This window comes from Collinsella aerofaciens (genome assembly GCF_902501475.1).
In the GTDB taxonomy this organism is placed as follows: domain Bacteria; phylum Actinomycetota; class Coriobacteriia; order Coriobacteriales; family Coriobacteriaceae; genus Collinsella; species Collinsella aerofaciens_AL.
The window spans coordinates 216,730-234,078 of record NZ_CABWIF010000011.1 but is presented as its reverse complement, the minus strand read 5'-3'; the positions used below and the strand labels follow the sequence as shown (position 1 = coordinate 234,078).

Genomic DNA, 17,349 nt, shown 5'->3' with positions numbered 1-17,349 from the left:
GGGCAGGGGCAGACGGCCATCCGGAGGCGCCCGATCGGCGGCCCCTCGGGGCTTGCCCGTATCGTAGGCAATGCGCCGAATGCTCGCCATCGAAATTTATCGGTGGCCCACTTCAGACTGTAATGGGGCTATAACCTTATGAGACGAGTGGGAACACTTGGCTTGGTGGCAGCGCTTGCCGCTATCTTGGTATCGCCGCTGCCGGCGCACGCCGAAGACGCATCGGGTGCCGTTACCTACAATGCGGGAAATGGGTATTCCTTTGAGAAGCTCTCGCATCCTTCGGTAGGAACGTCGCAGCCGGATGGCATCGTCGACTACCAGGGTAACGGTGCCGTTGCCGTTCCGGGCGCCGACGGTAACACGGCCAACAACGAAGGCGATCGCGGCCAGAGCTACACTTGGGCGGCCGCGAGCTATGGTGACTGGCTTTATGTGGGCACCTGCTATGCGGCGATGGGCAACACGCTGACGCTCATGAACAGCACGCTGGGCGATTCCTTTGATGCCGAGACCATGCGCCTGACGCTGGAGGCCATGTTTAACGGCACGTTCTTCTATGGACAGAAGAAGGAGGACGGCACGGCCGACAAGGACAGTCGCGGCATCTTGGTCAAGATCAATACCAAGACCGGTGAGACCAAACTGCTACTCTCTGAATCGCTCAACGGCGTCGCTCCTTTGTTCCGCAACGCCGTGAGCTATAAGGGTAAGCTCTATTTCTGCGGCAGCGTCAGGACCAATGACGGCAAAGGCGGCCTGCCTGCTGTATACGAGATCGATCCTAAAACGGATGAGTGCAAAGCTGTCTATCGGGGCCTTTCGAGCATGCAGGATTACGGTGCTGCCTACAAGCAGGGCATTTCTACCGGTATCCGCGGCATGTGCGTCCATGATGGCCAGCTCGTCATCAGCAATGTGGGTAAAGATGCAGCCGGTAAGTTTGTGGCGACGATCCTGACGTCGTCTGACCCCTCGAAGGGCCAGGACAGCTTCACCGAGATTGCCAACTCGGACACGCTGTTTGGCTATCCGGTGATTCGCTATCAGGACAGCATCTACGGCGGCGCCATTTGGGATATGGTCTCGTACAATGGCCATCTCTATGCCACCATCTGCACCGGCACGCCCGAGAACGCTCCCGATGATAATTCCATGCAGTCGTTTGCCATGGTCCGTGGCGACAAGAAGGCCGACGGCAGCTATACGTGGACTCCGATTGTCGGCGACCAGGAGGCGGACGGTGCGAGGTATTGCTTTGGCATCGATCCCGCCCGCACCCGTTCTGGCGCTGCCAACCTCATCGTCTACAACGACTACCTCTATATCGGTGAATACAACGACGAGGAGATCGCTCTCGAGCGCATCCTGTTCAACAAATCCAACACCGAAGATGGCGGCAAGAGCAGCATGGGCGGCGTTGACTGCTCGTTTGTGAATGCCAATCTTGAGCAGTCGGTCTGCATCTATCGCATGGACAAGGACGAGAACATGGAGCTCGTCGTTGGCGATTGCACCGACATGTTCCCCGAGGGCGGTATTTCCGGCCTGGCTTCGGGCTTTGGCCGAAACGAGAACCAGTACATTTGGCGCATGCAGAAGTTCGACGGCAAGCTGTATATCGGTACCTTTGATACCGCGAGCCTGCTTGAGCCGATCGGCCAGTTCTCCAATGGCGACATTATCGATATGACGCCCGAGGAGTGGGACTCTCAGGTTCAGCGCCTTAGGGACCTGCTCGATCACCTGCTCGACAAGAAATCGCCTGACGACCCCATTGTTCCCGTGAACACGATTGCGGACGATGATTCAAACGAGGCCGTCGAGGTCGATGATTCGAACGAAGCTGCCGATGTCGATGACGAGAAGACTGAGGTTGCTAAGGGCTTTGGCGATCTGAGCGATGCGCTGGAGGATGCCACGGGCGATCTTTGCGATCAGGCCGCGACGATGTCCCAGGACTTTGAGGACGACGCCGCTTATGTCCAGAAGATCGATGGCGAGATCGCGTACTTCAAGTCCTTTGCCGACCAGTATCAGGACATGCTCGATAGCTATGAGAGCCTGAAGCAGCAGTACGAGGATGCCTATGGCACCGAGCTGCCGAGCGATATTCAGGATGCGCTCGATAAGCTGCTGAGCGAGGAGAACCTCAAGAAGTTGCAGAGTGTCCTTACGTGCATGTGTTACCTGCGCGATGCCGAGCGCGGCTTTGATATGTATGTGACCGAGGACGGCGTGAACTTTACGACGCTGACGACTAATGGCTTTAACGATCCGTATAACCATGGTCTGCGCACCTTTGCGGTGACCAACCAGGGTCTGTGCCTTGGTACCGCCAACCCGTTCTATGGTTGCCAGGTCTGGATCCAGCGCAAGGAGAATTCGGAGAATCCGGTTGATCCCGGTACTCCGGATCCGACGGAACCCACCGATCCTTCGCAGCCGGGTGGCGGCGATCAGCCTGGCGGCAGCCAGACGGGTGGCAACGACCAGTCGAGCAGCACCACGACCACCGTCACGACGACCGCTAAGAAGACTCCGAAGGACGGCTCGCTGCCTCGCGCTGGCGACTCGACCCTCACGCTGGTCTTGGGATTGCTGGTTGCAGCTGCCGCAGTGCTTGGCATTGCTCTCGTCTTGCGCAAGCGTTCTCGTCGCTAGGCTCGTCCGCGTAGCTCAATGTCTTGGATATCGTCGAAGTCGATGGCGATATCCCTGAGTTTGAGCAGCTTGAACGCGGGAAGCACTTCGTCGAGAATGCCGGTGCGGCTACGATAGCCGTACGTATCGTAATAGGTGACGCGCACCAAGTCGCCACGTTTGAGGCCCTCGAGCTTTTTTGAAAGCTCGAGGGCTTTTTCTTCCGTGAGTTCGCATTTTGGTTCGACGGTGATTTCCTGCTTGCGCACGAGTTCGTAGTATCCCGTGAGGGCGGCAAAGGGCATAAACTGTGCGGCGCGGTTGGCGCGCACGGCACCGTTGGCAGTGAGCTTGGGGTCGGCGGCGCGGCGTCTGCCCTCGGGGTCCGCCAGGCGCTCGAAGGCGGTCGGCGGGCGCACGGGCTGTTGTTTGGGTTTAGGCACGGTGTCCTCCAACTTGGTCGTTGCGTTCGCGTGCGGTGGCGCCGGCGGTAAAACTCAATCCTTTGACCAGGGCGTTCTTGCCGTATTTGCCTTTTACGGCCAACACGGCGCGCGCCAAGTCGCGCTCGCGCTCATCCGCCTCGATATCGCTGAACAGATCGATGGTGGCAAATTCTTCGGGTACCAGATTGCCAAATCCCAGGTTGATGCGCTTGACCGGTCGTTTGGGATCGACGGTCTGCGCCCAAAGCTCATCGAAATAGCCCATGATCTTCTTAAACGAATTGGTGCGCTCGGGCAGCTTTCGCGAAGCGTTGGAGTGCGCAAAGAGTGCGGCATAGCCACCGCGCGGTTTGCCGCCATGCTCTCCCACAAAGATGCCATCGATTGCCTGCGCCTCGCGCACCAGGCGGTGCCGTTCGTCATCGCGTTGGACGGGCTTGGGCGCACGGGGTGCGAGCTCGGGGCCGGCGGTTGCGGCGGGTTCGATGCTCGACGTGCTTGAACGCAAATGCCCGCATCCGTCTACATATTGCGCTGTGCCGCTGGCATCGAGGCGGCGTATGTCGGCGCGCTCGCTCGCGTAGCCTACAAAGAGCGAGATGCTGTCGCACACCACGTGCTTATCGACTAAGTCCAACACGGCGTTGTCGACCATCTCGCGCAAGACGGTGTAGGCCTGCTCGTAGGCATAACCCTTTGAGAGCACCTGTCCTGTGGTGGTCGAAGTTGCTTGCGGGCGATAGGCTTGGATATCGGCGATGGTTGTCGGCTCGCGCCCGAAGGCGTGGTCGATGAGATATTCGGCATTAACGCCGAGTTCGTCGTAGAGCAGGTTTTCGTCGAGCGCGGCGACGCCCATCAGGTCATAGACACCGTATTTTTCGAGGCGGGCCGCCACGCCGGGGCCGATGCCCCAGATGTCGGTGATGGGGCGATGGGGCCAGATCTCCTTGCGAAAGGTCTCGTCGTCGAGTTTGCCGATGCGACTGGGCACGTGCTTGGCGGTGATATCGAGTGCAACCTTGGCCTGGAATAGGTTGGGGCCGATGCCGACCGTCGCCGTGATGCCGGTGCGTGCCAGGACCTCGTCGCGCAACATGCAGGCGAAGCCTTCCGCATCGGTGTGATAGAGGTCTAGATAGGGTGTCACGTCGATAAAGCATTCGTCAATTGAATAGACGTGAATGTCTTGCGGACTGACGTATTCCAGATAGATGCCGTAGATTTGCGCCGACACTTCCATGTAGTGCTGCATGCGCGGTACGGCCTTGATGTAGTCGATGCCGTCGGGAATCTCGAATAGACGGCAGCGATTGTGTATCCCAAGGTTCTTCATGGACTGTGTGATGGCGAGGCAGATGGTCGTGCGCCCGCGCGATTCGTCGGCAACGACCAGGTTGGTGGTGAGTGGGTTGAGCCCGCGGTCAACACACTCGACGCTGGCATAAAACGTCTTAAGGTCGATGCAGATATAGGTGTGACGCTCGTGCCCCACGCGTCCTCCCATCAAACACATGTTCTTATCGAATACCTGTTCGATAATACCCGCTCGACCGGACACCGTCAAAACCTGCCAAAAAGGGACAGGTGTGGTCGTGCGGTTGGATCGGGTTTTAACGCAGCCCTAAAGAGCGTGAAACGGCTCGGAAAACCTCGCTTCTTAGCATGAGCCTAACGATTGATACCGCCTATACGCACGGAAGGGTTGTGGGAAAGATGGTCAATTATGGGTTTGGTATGCCGACACGCCTTGTTGCGGATGGGGACGTGGCTCGCTGGTGTGGACGATTGGTCGCTCACTACGGCGGCACTAAGGCGCTGGTCGTGCTGGGCGGTGACAAGCATACGCGTGATGAGCTTGTCTCGGCGGCACTCGGCTCGGTTGATCGAGCTCTGCTCGAGCGCGTGCTTTTCCGCTGCGGCTCGGCTGGCGATGGGGGAGACGAGCTGATCGACGAAGCCGTGGCCCTGGCGACCGACGAAGGCGTGGACTTTGTCCTGGCGATTGGCGATGCCGATACGGCGGGCTTTGCGCGCGAGCTCGCGCGGCGCATGGCGGCGCTCGATGCCGGCGAAGACGGCTTTGTGCCTTATGGATGCATTGTCTCGGAGGGCAAGGTACCTGCTGTCGTGGGAGCCGGCGAGGTGCCCTTTTTTGCCATCATTGCGCCCGAATTGCTGGAGGGTATCGGGTCTCCTCTGCGCGAGCTGCTCGGCAATGTGTGCGCCGCGGCCTAATATCTGCCATAAAAGGATGGGTTATTTTTGGTAGGTAAAGCGTTTGACCTGCCAAAATAAACCTGTCCCTTTTTGGTCGGTTGCCGTTTAGGGGCGGATTGGCAACGCTCGCTGATTATGGTCTTGACCTGCGCTAGAATAGTGGCATCTGAATGTCCGGGCGCATGGAGGCGTGCGCCCGTATGCTGAGGAGGACTCTATGGCAACTGTTGCCGCACCTATCGATGCTACGTCGACTGCCGCTTGGAAGGCGCTCGAGGCTCATCAGGAGAAGCTCGAGGCCGAAGGTATCGACCTCAAGGCCTGGTTCGCCGCCGATGCCGAGCGCGTGAACAAGCTGAGCTTTGACGCCGGTGACCTGCACTTCGATCTGTCGAAGAACCTGGTGACCGATGAGACCGTCAAGCTGCTGTGCGATCTTGCCCGCGAGGTGAAGCTCGAGGAGCGCCGCGACGCCATGTTCTCCGGCGAGCACATCAACACCACCGAGGACCGCGCTGTCCTGCACACCGCGCTTCGCCGTCCGGCAAGCGAGAAGGGCCAGCTCATCGTTGACGGCCAGGATGTCGTCGCCGACGTGCACGAGGTCCTCGACCGCATGTACGCCTTCGCCGAGCGCGTGCGCTCCGGTGAGTGGAAGGGCGTTACCGGCAAGAAGATCGAGCACCTGGTGTCCATCGGCATCGGTGGCTCCGATCTGGGCCCGGTCATGGCCTACGAGGCCCTGCGTCCCTATGCCGATGCCGGTATCGACTGCCGCTACATCTCCAACATCGACCCCAACGATCAGGCAGAGAAGCTCAAGGGCCTCGATCCCGAGACCACGCTCGTGATCATCGTCTCCAAGACCTTCACCACGCTCGAGACCCTCACCAACGCTCGCGAAGTCAAGACCTGGATGCTAGAGCAGCTCAAGGCTCAGGGCGCCATCGATGGCTCCGACGAGCAGAACGCCGAGGCCGTGGCAAAGCACTTCGTCGCCGTTTCCACCGCACTCGAGAAGGTTGAGGCCTTCGGTATCGACCCCGCTAACGCCTTTGGTTTCTGGAACTGGGTCGGCGGCCGCTACTCCGTCGACTCCGCCGCGGGCCTGTCGCTGATCGTCGTGCTCGGCCCCGAGCGCTTCCAGCAGTTCCTCGAGGGCTTCCATGCCATCGACGAGTACTTCTGCAACACCCCGCTCGAGAGCAACGCCGTTGCGCTGATGGGCCTGCTCAACGTCTGGTACGTCAACTTCTTCGGCTCCAAGAGCCACGCCGTGCTTCCGTACTGCCAGTATCTGCACCGTTTCCCGGCCTACCTGCAGCAGCTCACCATGGAGTCCAACGGCAAGCATGTCCGTTGGGACGGCAGCGCTGTGACCTCCGACACCGGTGAGATCTTCTGGGGCGAGCCCGGCACCAATGGCCAGCATGCCTTCTATCAGCTGCTGCACCAGGGCACCGTGGTGGTTCCGGCCGACTTCATCGCCTTCGCCAATACCGCCAACCCTGCGACTGATAGCGGTCAGGACGTGCATGAGCTGTTCCTGGGCAACTTCCTGGCCCAGACCAAGGCGCTCGCCTTTGGCAAGACGGCCGACGAGGTTCGTGCCGAGGGCACGCCCGAGCAGATCGTCCCGGCCCGTTGCTTTGAGGGCAACCGCCCGACGACCTCGATCTTCGGCGACACGCTGACCCCGTTCGCACTCGGCGAGCTCATCGCCCTGTACGAGCACATCACGTTTGTCGAGGGCACGGTCTGGGGCATCGACTCTTACGACCAGTGGGGCGTTGAGCTGGGCAAGCAGCTTGCCAAGCAGATTACCCCGGCCTTCCACGACGACGCTGCCAAGGCCGAGCAGGACGCTTCGACCCAGGCGCTCATCGAGTTCTACCGCGCTCACCGCAAGTAGTCGCTGCTGTTAATGCATCGCGCCTTATAGTCAGGGGCCCGTATCCTATCGGATGCGGGCCCCTTTGCTTTGCCGTGGTCCCGGGGCGCACGGCCTTTGTGGAACATCGCCGGGGCGCCGCGCGCTGCGAGAACCTTGCGCCTAGATCTCGGCCTCCGCATGGCCTCGCTGCGCCTCGGGCAGCTCCCCGTAGAGCGGATGGTCTTCGAGTCTAAAGCGCTCGGCCTGTTCGGGAGTGCGACCGCGTACAAAGAGCCACGAGCGATTGATCGGCGTCGCCATGAGCGTGCTGGGCAGCGCGTCGGCGCGGTCGGAAAACACCCGGGCACTCTCGGGATCCTGGAACGCCAGCACCAGATGCGTGTCGCAGTTGCCCATGATGGAGCGTGCGCGTGCCTCGCCATAGAGCGCATCGAGCTGATTGGTCGACTGCAATAGCAGCGTTGCCCAGATGTTGCGGCTTCGGATAATCGAGAGCACGTTGTCGATCTGGGGGATCTGCAGATTTGCGAAGTCATCGAGCATAAAGCGCACGGGCACGGGCAGGCTGCCGTCGGGCTGCCTATCGGCTTCGCGAATGAGGCCCATAAACGCCTGCGTAATAAAGAGGCCGGTCAGCGGATCGAGATTGCGGTCAATATCGCTTACGGTTACAAACAGGGCGCAGGGGGTGTGTCCCATGGAAGCGAAGTCCACCTGATAGCACTCACGATAGAGCTGTGCCGCACCGTCGAATCCCAGACACATGACCTTTTCGGCAAGGATGCCGACGATGCTCGCGTGCATGCGCTCGGCATTTTGCGTAATGGCGTAGCGCCGCCATAGCGAGAGGGCATAGCTTTGGGGGTCGGTCGTGATCAGATCGTCAAACAATCGGGCCGTGGCACCGTCCTGCAGGTGCTCGATCAGCTTGATGACCGAGCTGATCGTCTGCTCGTCGGCGGGTAGCTGTTCGGTGACGTAGGCGATAAGACACGACAGCAGGTTTGCCGCCGCATGATCCCAAAAAGGCTGGTTGTTGTCCTCGATGGGGCAGATGGCCTTTGCCACCGAGAGGATGTCCTGCTGGTTGGGCCTGCCGTCCGCCTTGCGGCGAATGTGCCTCAGGGGGTTGTAGCCGCAGCGCTCGATGCCGGGCGCAAGGGCCGGGACGGTGTTGAGGTCGGCGAAGTTGAGACATTGCACGCGGTAACCGTGGGCTGTCAGCACGGGTCCCACTTCGCGACAGAGCGTGCCTTTGGTGTCGAGCACGATGTAGCTTGCGTTCATTTGCAGCAGGTTGGGCTTGAGGACGTTTCGGGTCTTGCCGGCTCCCGAGGGGCCGATTACAAGTGCGTTGTTGTTGAGTCCCGTTTGGCGGGTGTCGCAGGAAAGCGTTCGATCCTTGGCGAGGATGGTGGACGATGCGGACTCAGATGCGGCGAGGCGGCTGGCGAGGTTAGACATGGGCGACCTCCTTGGTGGTCGAGAGGATTTCGTGGGCAAAGCCGAGCTCGACGGCGCGCTCGGCCGAAAGGTAGGTGTCTTTTGCAGTGAGGGACTGGATGCGCTTGGGCGTGAGGCCGCTGCGGTCCGAGAGGATTTGCGTGAGGGTCTTGCGGGTCTGCATGAGACGCCGGCTGGTTTCCTGCAGCGCAAGTGCCGAGCCGCCTGCCCCCTGGGGGATCAGCGGGTCGTGAATCATGAGCTCTGCATGGGGCGCCATACGGCGATCGTCGCCGCCCATAAAGATCACGGCGCCCATGGACGCGGCGAATTCCAGGCAGACGGTGCGGATGGGGCACGATGCGAGGCGCATGGCGTCATAGATCGCAAGACCCGATCGCACGCTTCCGCCGGCGCTGGCGACAAATATGGTGATGGGGCGGCTGGGGTCGGTGGCATCGAGCAGGCGGATCTGCTGGCATAGGTCGTGGGCCATTGGGGTTTCGATGTTTCCCATGACGGAGAGCTCGCGACGGGCGAGCATCTCATCGTAAATGCTGGTGAGCGTGATACCTCGGGCGGATTCACGCATGGTGAGGGGGCTGATGATGGGGGAATGATTGGTGTCCATGAGGACTCCTTTCTGTTGGTTGTGTTGTGGAATAGGATTGTTGCCCGCGGAGGGGCTGGCGGGCTACAGGGTTCGTCCGAGCCTGAGATCGAGCTCGGTTGTGGGGCAGGCTGCCTGTTCGTGCGGCTCGCAAGCGCCAAGGGCTCCAAAGCGATGGAGCGTTGCGACGGGCGTGGTATAGGCGAGCCGCAGCTGATGCTCGACAGGGGCACATCCGTCTTTTTTGTAATGGGCCGTGTAGTACTGCGCGATGCTGGCGTTCATCTCGCTGCCATTGCGATGGCGCTCAAACTGGCGTCTGCAGGTCTCGATGATCTTTGCTACCGACTTGGGTGCCGTCGCGGGAACAAGGGCGAGATAGCCCTCAAATAGTTCGTTGATGCTCAGGAGGCACAGCAGGTCGATCAGCGTCCTTATGGCTGCTCCCTCGGCAGAAAAGTGCGCGGTCATGCGGTTATATCGGTTGCGGTCGACGATGGCCGCATGGGGTCTTGGAGTTTTCTGCCCCGTGGTCCCGGGCTTTTGCCGCGCCTGTGTATTGAGCTCGACGTTGCAGCGCTTGAGGCCGTCCAACGGAAGGAACAGTGCGGTGCACAGGGTGTTCCGCTTGCTTTCGAGTTCATGACGCTCGTCGGGTTCCCATTCGAGCTTGAGTTTCGTGTCGAGCGCCGTAAGCATATGGGCTAGGCAGCCTACGGTAAGAACGTACGAATCGTTGTCGCGTTTTGGGGCATAGGGGTCTGTCAGCTTGCGAATGTCGGGGTCGCCCATGATCTTTGTGCAGCGCTTCAGCAGTTGAGGGTGGTCGGCCAAGATCGTCGCGAGCGGTAGCGACGCGTAGTTCTTGATGGTCGCGGCGGCAAAGGCGGCGTCATATTCGTTTGCATATGCTCGCTCAATGCGGGTATCCAGAATGCTTTTCTTATCGCCGTCTTCAGCGTGGTGGTTTGTCATAGCTTCTCCAATCGGTTGATGTTCGTGCTGTTTGTTGATGTGTTGGTTGTCGTGAGTGATGTGCTTGCCGTGGGTGATGTGCTGACGTTGGGGTGCTATGCGGTTTTCAATGAGCCCGTGAGGCAGTTGCTGCAGGGGTGGGATGGAACGGCCCATGCAAGGCGGAAGGCATCGTGCTCAAAATCGAGACAGCAATGCCCTGGGTGCCTCACATGTGGCAGTTACCTCATTAAGTTGTCATTGCGTTTGGGGTTGTACTTTGCCGATCTTCCTTTTCTTACACGCTAAAACTCAAACTTCATATGCTCGATCTACTTAAAACCGCAACGGCGGTCTTTTATCAACTTATATGTCGGAACGCGTCTTTGCAAGTACTTTTTTGCCTTTGTTTCAAATGGGGTGGTTTTGCAACCGTCATACGCGCGCTGTGCGAACGTGCCCCGGCTCGGATAAGATAGTGCGCGATAAAAACGATGCAAGGAGGCACATATGGCAATTAAAGCCATCGCAATGGATATCGACGGTACGCTTACCAACGATCAGAAGGTGATCAGCCCGCGTACGCGCGAGAAGCTGCTCGCGGCGCAGGAATCGGGTATTAAGCTCATCTTGGCTTCGGGCCGTCCCGCATGGGGGCTACATGCTCTGGCACAGGAGCTCGACCTCCAAAACCATGACGGTCTGCTAGTCGCTTTCAATGGCGCGCATGTGGTCGACGCTCAGACCGATGAGGTCCTTTTTGACCAGGCCATGCCAGCTGACGAACTGCACCGTCTGATTGATCACCTGCAAAACTATGATGTGATCCCCATGATCTCGCTCGGGCGCGACCTGCATGTAGAGGACTCGTATCGCTGCATGATTACACTGCCGGACGGCTCGCAGAAGAATATCGTCAAATACGAGCGCGATGCCTGCGACCTTAAGATCCGCGAGGTCGAGAGCTTGCATGAGGTCGTGGACACTTATCCCGTGGACAAGCTGCTGACGGCGGGCGACCCGGCCTATCTGCAAGCGCATCACGAGGAGATGTACGCGCCCTTTACCCAGACGCTTTCGGGTATGTTTACGGCCGACTGGTACTTTGAGTACACGGCGCCCGGTATTGACAAGGCCCGCGCGCTCGAGGGTGCCCTGCCCAAGCTCGGCATCGATGCCAGCGAGGTCGTCTCGTTTGGCGACGGCCAGAATGACAAGTCTATGATTGAGTGGGCCGGAACCGGTGTTGCCATGGGCAACGCCGTCGATGAGGTCAAGGCTGTGGCCCAGATGGTGACCGCCAATAATAACGAAGACGGCATTGCGGTGGCGCTGGATAAGCTGCTGGGTTAGAATCGCCGATAGTGCATGGCTCGGGCGTCCGCTTGCGGGCGCCCTTTTGTTAGGGAGGGTGCCGTGTCCGCATTTCCGTTCGACGCCGTTATCTTTGACATGGACGGCGTCATTGTCGATACCGAGTATTACTACCTGGGCGAGACTGCCGCGTTTGCCAAGGAGCTTGGGCTTAACCTGACTCAAGAGGAGTTGAACGGGCAGGTTGGTACCTCGCATCAGTTCTTCCTGCGTATGCTGGTCGATTGGTTTGAGCGCGCCGGGAAGGGGCATTTAACTGGCGAGGAAGCGTTGATCCGTTGGGACGAGTGGGCGCATAAGCGTCCGCGCGACTATCAGGCTTTGATTAACCCAGGCGCCGTGGATACGATTCGAGAGCTGCCGCGCCGTGGCGTTCGCGTGGCGCTTGCCAGCTCGTCTCCCATGGATAGCATCGAGGAAGTGCTCAATGCGTGCGGGCTGTCGGATGCCTTTGAGTATGTGGTGAGCGGCGAGCAGTTTAAGGAGAGCAAGCCCGAGCCCGACATCTACCTGCATGCGCTGGACCTGCTGGGGCTGCCCGCGAATCGCTGCTGCTGCGTTGAGGATTCGGTGCCTGGCATCACTGCCGGCAAGCGAGCCGGCCTGACAGTTATTGCCAAGCGCGAGGAGCGCTTTGGCTTTAGCCAGGATGCCGCGGACAAGATTATCGACCAGCTGCCGGAGCTGCTCACGCTTTCTTAGGAGCGCGGTAGTTGCGCGTTTTTCGGGTCAGATGAGTAAATACCCGACATTTTGGTGCGGCAGCAAGCATACTTTATGCTAATGCGGGCTTAAGGGCTTGTTGAATGCCCTTAAGCCCGCTTTTGACTTAATTGGGCTGGGAGAGGGTATATGCCACCGACTGAAGGACTAACTGACGGTAAAGCAGCGATACCGCTGTACCAACAGGTTATCGATATCATTAAAAACGAAATCAATTCCGGTGCCTACAAGGCGGGCGCGCGGATACCCAACGAATTCGAATTGGCTGAGAACTATAAAGTTGGCCGCGTTACCGTGCGACGCGCTATTGAGGAGCTCGTCCAGCAGGGCTATCTAACGAAGCGGCAGGGGAAAGGCACGTTTGTCAATGCCCCCAAGCTTAAGCGCAAGATTCGCCAGAAGGATGACGTCCAGAGTTTTTCGGACGCATGCCGCGTTAACGGAATGGAGCCGGGGGCGTGCGTCATTTCGAGAAAGATACTGCCGGCAGATTCTACCGAAGCGCAGTTCTTTGGTGTTCCCGTTGGAACTGATTTGATTTGCGTTGAGCGTGTACGTACTGCCGATGGAGTCCCCGTCATGCTCGAGAACAACATATACGTTTACGAGGACAACGCCTATCTATCAACGGCACCTCTATCTAACCAATCCATTTTTGAGTTCGTGCGCAACCGAACGGGCCGCACGCCCGCGTTTACCGACCCGTGCACGCTCGAGATCGCGTGCGCGTCGCCCGAGGTCGCTCGGCTGTTGGCAGTTCCCGTTGGCGAACCCTTGTTTTATATGGAAGCCTTCTTTTTCGATGAGCAGCGGCGGCCGTTTATCATCGGTCGTCAGCGGATCGTTGGGTCTCGCTACGTTTTTGACATCTAGGACATTGCGAATGGAAACGCCCGGTGGATCATCTCACCGGGCGTTTCCATACCGTTCACGGCGCGAACACAACCGTTCAACCGCGTTGCGGCAACCAGTTTGAAATTATCTTGATGAAGGAAAAAGCTGCTGGTAATCTATGGGACGTCATAGAACGTTTGCCTTATGCAAACGTTGAAGCGAGATGCGATGCAGTCTCGAGTTCTTTGGAGGTATCTATGTCAGATACGAAGGCGAAGAAGACAAACAGACGTTTTAAGTTCAAATTACCGCATGTCTATACGATCATGTTCTTGCTGATCGTTGTCTTTGCGGTCCTGACTTGGATCGTTCCCTCTGGTCAGTATCAGCGCAAGACGATTTCGACAGCGGCGGGCGAGCGTGAAGTCGCCGTTGCTGGAACCTATGAACAGGTCGATAAGAACTACACCGATTCCGAGACCGGCGAGACCATCAATCTGGGCCAGGATATCTTCGCGGTTCTGCAAGCGCCCACCAAGGGTATCCAAGAGGCTGCCGACGTCGTTGCGTTCGTCTTATTGATTGGCGGATCGTTCGCGATCATCACCAAGACCAACGCTTTGAATGCCGGCATGAGCCGTGTGATTAAAAAGCTCAAGAACAAGGACATCCTCATCATTCCCATCACGATGACATTGCTGTCCATTTGCGGCACTACGTTTGGTATGTCTGAGGAAGCCCTGCCGTTCTATGCCATCTTCATTCCCATCATGATGGGTATCGGTTATGACTCGATGACGGCATTCATCATCTGCTTCCTTGGTCCTAACCTGGGATATTGTGCTTCGACCATCGACCCGTTTAATGTTTTGATCGCCCAAGGCATCATTGGCATCGAGGGTAATCCGCAACTGTGGCTGCGCGCCGTTTCTTGGGTCATCTTCACTGCCGTCGGTATCGCATGGGCCATGCGCTACGCCATGCGCGTCAAGAAAAACCCCGAGTCGTCCATTGTGTACGAGGACGATAAGCTCAAGCGTATCGAGTTTTCCGTGACCGATGCCTCCATCGAGGAAGAGTTCACTATCCGTCAGAAGCTCGTGCTTATCGATTTTGCTTGCGGTATGGGCATTATCGTCTGGGGTCTTGTTACCCAGGGCTGGTACATGAATGAGATTTCCGCCGTGTTCCTTGGCATGGGCTTGCTTGCCGGTATCCTGGGCGGCCTTGACCAGCAGACGATCGCAGAGGAGTTCGTTAAGGGTCTCGCCGACTTTGCGTACGCTGCCATTGTTATCGGTATCGCTCGCGGTATTCTGGTCATCGCCGAGGGCGGCATGATCATCGACACCATCCTCCAGGCGCTCGCTACCGCGCTTGCCGGTGCACCCGCCGCCGTCTACACCACGTTTATGTATATCGTCCTTGGCCTGCTCTCTTTGCTGGTTCCCTCGAGTTCTGGCCTGGCGGCGCTCACCATGCCCGTTATGGGCCCCCTGACCGAGCTCATGGGCCTCAATCCCGAGGCGGCCGTCACCGCGCTCCAGTTTGCCAACCAGACCATCAACACCATCAGCCCCGTGGCGGGCATGACGGTCGCCGGTCTTGCCGTGGCTAGGATTTCGTTTGGCCAATGGTGGAAGACCATTTGGAAGTTCTTCATTTTCATGGTCGTCTTTGGCCTGATCGTAACGGCAATTTCCGGCATGCTTCCGGCGTAGGTGGTTGTGATGTCTGATCGTTTGACGGTCCTGACGTCTAAGAGCGTCTTTACCGGTACGGGGGACCTGCCGTTTGAAGGTTTCGTAGCGGTCCGTGGCAATCGAATTGAGGCTGTTGGCACCAAGTGTGAGGCGGCTTCGTATTTGACCCAGGCGGACGAGGTAGTTGACCTGGGCGACCGTACCGTCATGCCTGGCCTGATCGATGTGCATACCTTCTATACAGGCTGGGCGCTGCGGACGTTGGGGTCTGATCTGTCCGGCATCGCCGATGCCAAAGAGGCCGTGTCGCTCTTGCGTGCATGGAAAGAAGATCATCCGGATTGCGCGGCGGCTTTTGGCCACAACCTACCCGAAACGTTGGCATCGGATGCCGAGAACGCAAATACGGCAGCTGTGTTTGACGATTGTTTTGGCGATATCCCTGTCGTCTGCTTTACACCGGGTGCGGAGACCTGCGTTCTCAATGCTGCCGCCAGTGCGCGATACGGCTTTACACCCCAGGCGTGCTATGCCGAGAAGATCTGGCGCATGATGAGCGATTTCCTCGCGCTGCCCGAGGTGCGTGCCGGGTATTCGGACTACATGAGCATGCTTAACGAGCGCGGCGTTACCGCCATCAAGGAGATGGCGTTTGATGACTACTACGGCTTTGCCGACGAAATGGCTCGCCGTGAGGAATCTGGTGAGCTGACGGTTCGCGTCTCTATGATGTCGCAGCCGGTGGGTGCCGGTGCAAATCTGGCATATGCCCGCGAGGCACGAGAGCGCTTCCGGGGACCGTTCGTTCGTTTTTCTGGCTTCAACCGTATGACCGATCGCGGCGTATGGGCGGGGCTTGCCGAGATGATAGACCCCTATGAGGACACGGCCGATGCGGGCGCTGCCGGCAAGACGGTCGTCGAGGAGCCAGAGTGGGATCTGATTGAGAACGAGCTGCGTGCAATTGATGCTGACGGCTTCCGATATTCCTTGCATTGCCAGGGCGATGGCGCCGTTCGTCGTACCGTGGCGCTCTATGCCTCGCTGCCTCGAGACGAGCACGGACGGATGCTTCGCCGCCATGCGATTACCGATCTCGAGAACTCTGACCCGACCGATCTTGTCGAGTTTGGCAAGTTAGGTGGAATTTGCGAGGTCTATCCGCAGATTCTGACGCTGGACCGGCGCGAGGATTGCCTGTCGATGATGCGTCGACAAATTGGCGAGACGCGACTTTTGCACAGCTGGAATCGCCGCGGCATGGAAGATTCCGGATGCACAGTGTGCTGCGGCACGGATCTGCCGCTGCTGATTCCGAGCCTGGGCGAGTCAATCTACAGCGCGTGCGGCGGATTCTTCGCCGACGGACTGCCCGTGAATGAGGTCAACACACTGACGCTCGTCGAGCTCTTGCGCGCTTGGACTGCCGGGGGCGCGTACGACCTGATGCGCGAAGACGAGCTGGGTACGCTTGAGGTTGGCAAGCTTGCCGATATCTGCGTGCTCGATCGGGATGTGTTCGACCTCGATTATCGCGACGCACGCGATCTTGCGGTTGACATGACGATGTCGGACGGACGAATCGTGTTCGATCGAAATAAGGAGGCATAAGATGTCTGAATCCAAACCGACGTTGCACCGCGAACAGATTGCGGGCATGAATATCCACTACATCATGTGGTCGCTCGATTACTTCCTTGATGTGCAGCAGCGCTTGGGCTTTGAGTCCATTGAGCTGTGGTGTGCAGAGCCGCATGTGACGCTCGACCATACGGGCTACTTTGAGGCTGAGGTCCTGGCGAAAAAGGCTGCAGACCGTGGGCTTAGGTATCGTACTCTGTGCCCCGAGAATGTTGTCTATCCTTGGCAGTACTGCGCACGCAAGCCGCTGCATGAACAGCGCAGCCTGGCGTACTTTAAGCACGGCATTGAGCTTGCCGAGGTACTTGGGTGCGACCGTATGTCCGTCAACTCGGGCTGGGGTGACTGGGACGAGGACCGCGAGGAAGCCTGGAAGCGCAGCCGCGAGCACTTGTCCATTCTGGCGGAGTATGCCGGCGAGCACGGTCTGGTGCTTACGATGGAAAGTCTGCGTCCCGAGGAGAGCAACCTTGTGACGACGGTTTCCGATGCGAAGCGCATGATTGACGAGGTCGCGAGCCCGTACTTACAGCCCATGGTTGATACAACCGCGATGGGCGTTGCAGGCGAGACGCTCGAGGACTGGTTTGCCGCCTTTGGTGATGGGGCAATTCACGAGATGCACTTTATCGACGGTGACCCGTATGGCCATCTGGTGTGGGGCGATGGCAAGCACGATATGGACGCCTTCGTCGCCACGCTCAACGCCCATGGTTTCGACGGCATGCTGGGCCAGGAAATCACGGACGGTCGTTACTACGATGATCCGGCGGCGGCAGATGCCAAGAACATGGCCGCATTCGAGAAATATCTGATTGACTAAAACAACTATCGGCCACGCAGCCAACGTCATTGATTGCGGCC

The 17,349-nt window shown here is 58.6% G+C and carries 14 protein-coding genes; 9 read left to right on the top strand and 5 right to left on the bottom strand.

The features are described 5' to 3' along the window. Positions 1 to 138: 138 nt before the first annotated feature. Positions 139 to 2,664: a hypothetical protein gene (locus tag GDJ93_RS09985; protein ID WP_193221436.1), complete on the top strand. Its 2,526-nt coding sequence runs from the start codon at positions 139 to 141 to the stop codon at positions 2,662 to 2,664. Here the strand turns inward: GDJ93_RS09985 and GDJ93_RS03895 are convergent. Both GDJ93_RS03895 and GDJ93_RS03890 read right to left on the bottom strand, forming a co-directional pair. Next, positions 2,661 to 3,086, bottom strand: a complete 426-nt coding sequence (locus tag GDJ93_RS03895) for a hypothetical protein (RefSeq protein ID WP_226812450.1) — start codon at positions 3,084 to 3,086, stop codon at positions 2,661 to 2,663. The two genes, GDJ93_RS09985 and GDJ93_RS03895, sit on opposite strands and share 4 nt — an antisense overlap. Then, positions 3,079 to 4,605: a Y-family DNA polymerase gene (locus GDJ93_RS03890; protein ID WP_370739708.1), complete on the bottom strand. Its 1,527-nt coding sequence runs from the start codon at positions 4,603 to 4,605 to the stop codon at positions 3,079 to 3,081. The genes GDJ93_RS03895 and GDJ93_RS03890 overlap by 8 nt, the downstream gene beginning before the upstream one ends. Positions 4,606 to 4,826: 221 nt before the next feature. On the opposite strand from GDJ93_RS03890, the gene GDJ93_RS03885 reads away from it, so the two are divergent. Together GDJ93_RS03885 and pgi are read left to right on the top strand one after the other, a co-directional pair. Further along, positions 4,827 to 5,327 (top strand): iron-containing alcohol dehydrogenase, encoded by a 501-nt coding sequence (locus GDJ93_RS03885; protein WP_193221435.1) that lies wholly within the window; start codon positions 4,827 to 4,829, stop codon positions 5,325 to 5,327. A gap of 199 nt (positions 5,328 to 5,526) precedes the next feature. Further along, positions 5,527 to 7,221: a glucose-6-phosphate isomerase gene (gene pgi / locus GDJ93_RS03880; protein WP_152067806.1), complete on the top strand. Its 1,695-nt coding sequence runs from the start codon at positions 5,527 to 5,529 to the stop codon at positions 7,219 to 7,221. A 141-nt stretch (positions 7,222 to 7,362) separates the two neighbouring features. Here the strand turns inward: pgi and GDJ93_RS03875 are convergent, their stop codons facing one another. From GDJ93_RS03875 to GDJ93_RS03865, 3 genes are all read right to left on the bottom strand, one after another. Further along, the gene (locus GDJ93_RS03875) at positions 7,363 to 8,667 is read right to left on the bottom strand and encodes a VirD4-like conjugal transfer protein, CD1115 family (RefSeq protein ID WP_152067805.1); all 1,305 of its coding nucleotides are present in this window, start codon (positions 8,665 to 8,667) and stop codon (positions 7,363 to 7,365) included. After that, positions 8,660 to 9,277, bottom strand: coding sequence for an ATP-dependent Clp protease proteolytic subunit (locus GDJ93_RS03870; protein WP_022094432.1), 618 nt, complete (start codon positions 9,275 to 9,277; stop codon positions 8,660 to 8,662). Before GDJ93_RS03870 ends, GDJ93_RS03875 begins: the two co-directional genes overlap by 8 nt. 63 nt (positions 9,278 to 9,340) lie before the next feature. Further along, positions 9,341 to 10,231 carry a hypothetical protein gene (locus GDJ93_RS03865; protein WP_152067804.1) on the bottom strand — a complete coding sequence of 297 codons (891 nt, stop codon included), beginning with the start codon at positions 10,229 to 10,231 and terminating at the stop codon, positions 9,341 to 9,343. 489 nt (positions 10,232 to 10,720) lie between these two features. Between GDJ93_RS03865 and GDJ93_RS03860 the strand changes: the two genes are divergently transcribed. The 6 genes from GDJ93_RS03860 (at position 10,721) to GDJ93_RS03835 (ending at position 17,308) form a co-directional block, all read left to right on the top strand. Then, entirely contained in the window at positions 10,721 to 11,563 is an 843-nt protein-coding gene (locus tag GDJ93_RS03860; RefSeq protein ID WP_152067803.1) for a Cof-type HAD-IIB family hydrolase, read from the top strand. 63 nt (positions 11,564 to 11,626) lie between these two features. Beyond that, entirely contained in the window at positions 11,627 to 12,286 is a 660-nt protein-coding gene (locus GDJ93_RS03855; protein WP_040358370.1) for an HAD family hydrolase, read from the top strand. A gap of 150 nt (positions 12,287 to 12,436) precedes the next feature. Beyond that, on the top strand, positions 12,437 to 13,180 hold the full coding sequence (locus GDJ93_RS03850; RefSeq protein WP_006234364.1) for a GntR family transcriptional regulator: 744 nt from the start codon (positions 12,437 to 12,439) through the stop codon (positions 13,178 to 13,180). A 218-nt stretch (positions 13,181 to 13,398) separates the two neighbouring features. Then, positions 13,399 to 14,862: a YfcC family protein gene (locus GDJ93_RS03845; protein ID WP_152067802.1), complete on the top strand. Its 1,464-nt coding sequence runs from the start codon at positions 13,399 to 13,401 to the stop codon at positions 14,860 to 14,862. A gap of 9 nt (positions 14,863 to 14,871) precedes the next feature. Continuing rightward, positions 14,872 to 16,455, top strand: a complete 1,584-nt coding sequence (locus GDJ93_RS03840) for an amidohydrolase (protein WP_152067801.1) — start codon at positions 14,872 to 14,874, stop codon at positions 16,453 to 16,455. Between the two features lies 1 nt (position 16,456). After that, complete coding sequence (locus tag GDJ93_RS03835; protein ID WP_118449024.1) at positions 16,457 to 17,308, top strand: sugar phosphate isomerase/epimerase family protein; 852 nt, start codon at positions 16,457 to 16,459, stop codon at positions 17,306 to 17,308. The last annotated feature ends 41 nt before the right edge of the window (positions 17,309 to 17,349 follow it).

Coding starts and splice junctions, on each gene's coding strand:
- GDJ93_RS03850 (WP_006234364.1), top strand. CDS start 12,437: ATGCCACCGACTGAAGGACTAACTGACGGTAAAGCAGCGATACCGCTG.
- GDJ93_RS03890 (WP_370739708.1), bottom strand. CDS start 4,605: ATGTGTTTGATGGGAGGACGCGTGGGGCACGAGCGTCACACCTATATC.
- GDJ93_RS03835 (WP_118449024.1), top strand. CDS start 16,457: ATGTCTGAATCCAAACCGACGTTGCACCGCGAACAGATTGCGGGCATG.
- GDJ93_RS03865 (WP_152067804.1), bottom strand. CDS start 10,231: ATGACAAACCACCACGCTGAAGACGGCGATAAGAAAAGCATTCTGGAT.
- GDJ93_RS03845 (WP_152067802.1), top strand. CDS start 13,399: ATGTCAGATACGAAGGCGAAGAAGACAAACAGACGTTTTAAGTTCAAA.
- GDJ93_RS03885 (WP_193221435.1), top strand. CDS start 4,827: ATGCCGACACGCCTTGTTGCGGATGGGGACGTGGCTCGCTGGTGTGGA.
- GDJ93_RS09985 (WP_193221436.1), top strand. CDS start 139: ATGAGACGAGTGGGAACACTTGGCTTGGTGGCAGCGCTTGCCGCTATC.
- GDJ93_RS03840 (WP_152067801.1), top strand. CDS start 14,872: ATGTCTGATCGTTTGACGGTCCTGACGTCTAAGAGCGTCTTTACCGGT.
- GDJ93_RS03860 (WP_152067803.1), top strand. CDS start 10,721: ATGGCAATTAAAGCCATCGCAATGGATATCGACGGTACGCTTACCAAC.
- GDJ93_RS03870 (WP_022094432.1), bottom strand. CDS start 9,277: ATGGACACCAATCATTCCCCCATCATCAGCCCCCTCACCATGCGTGAA.
- pgi (WP_152067806.1), top strand. CDS start 5,527: ATGGCAACTGTTGCCGCACCTATCGATGCTACGTCGACTGCCGCTTGG.
- GDJ93_RS03875 (WP_152067805.1), bottom strand. CDS start 8,667: ATGTCTAACCTCGCCAGCCGCCTCGCCGCATCTGAGTCCGCATCGTCC.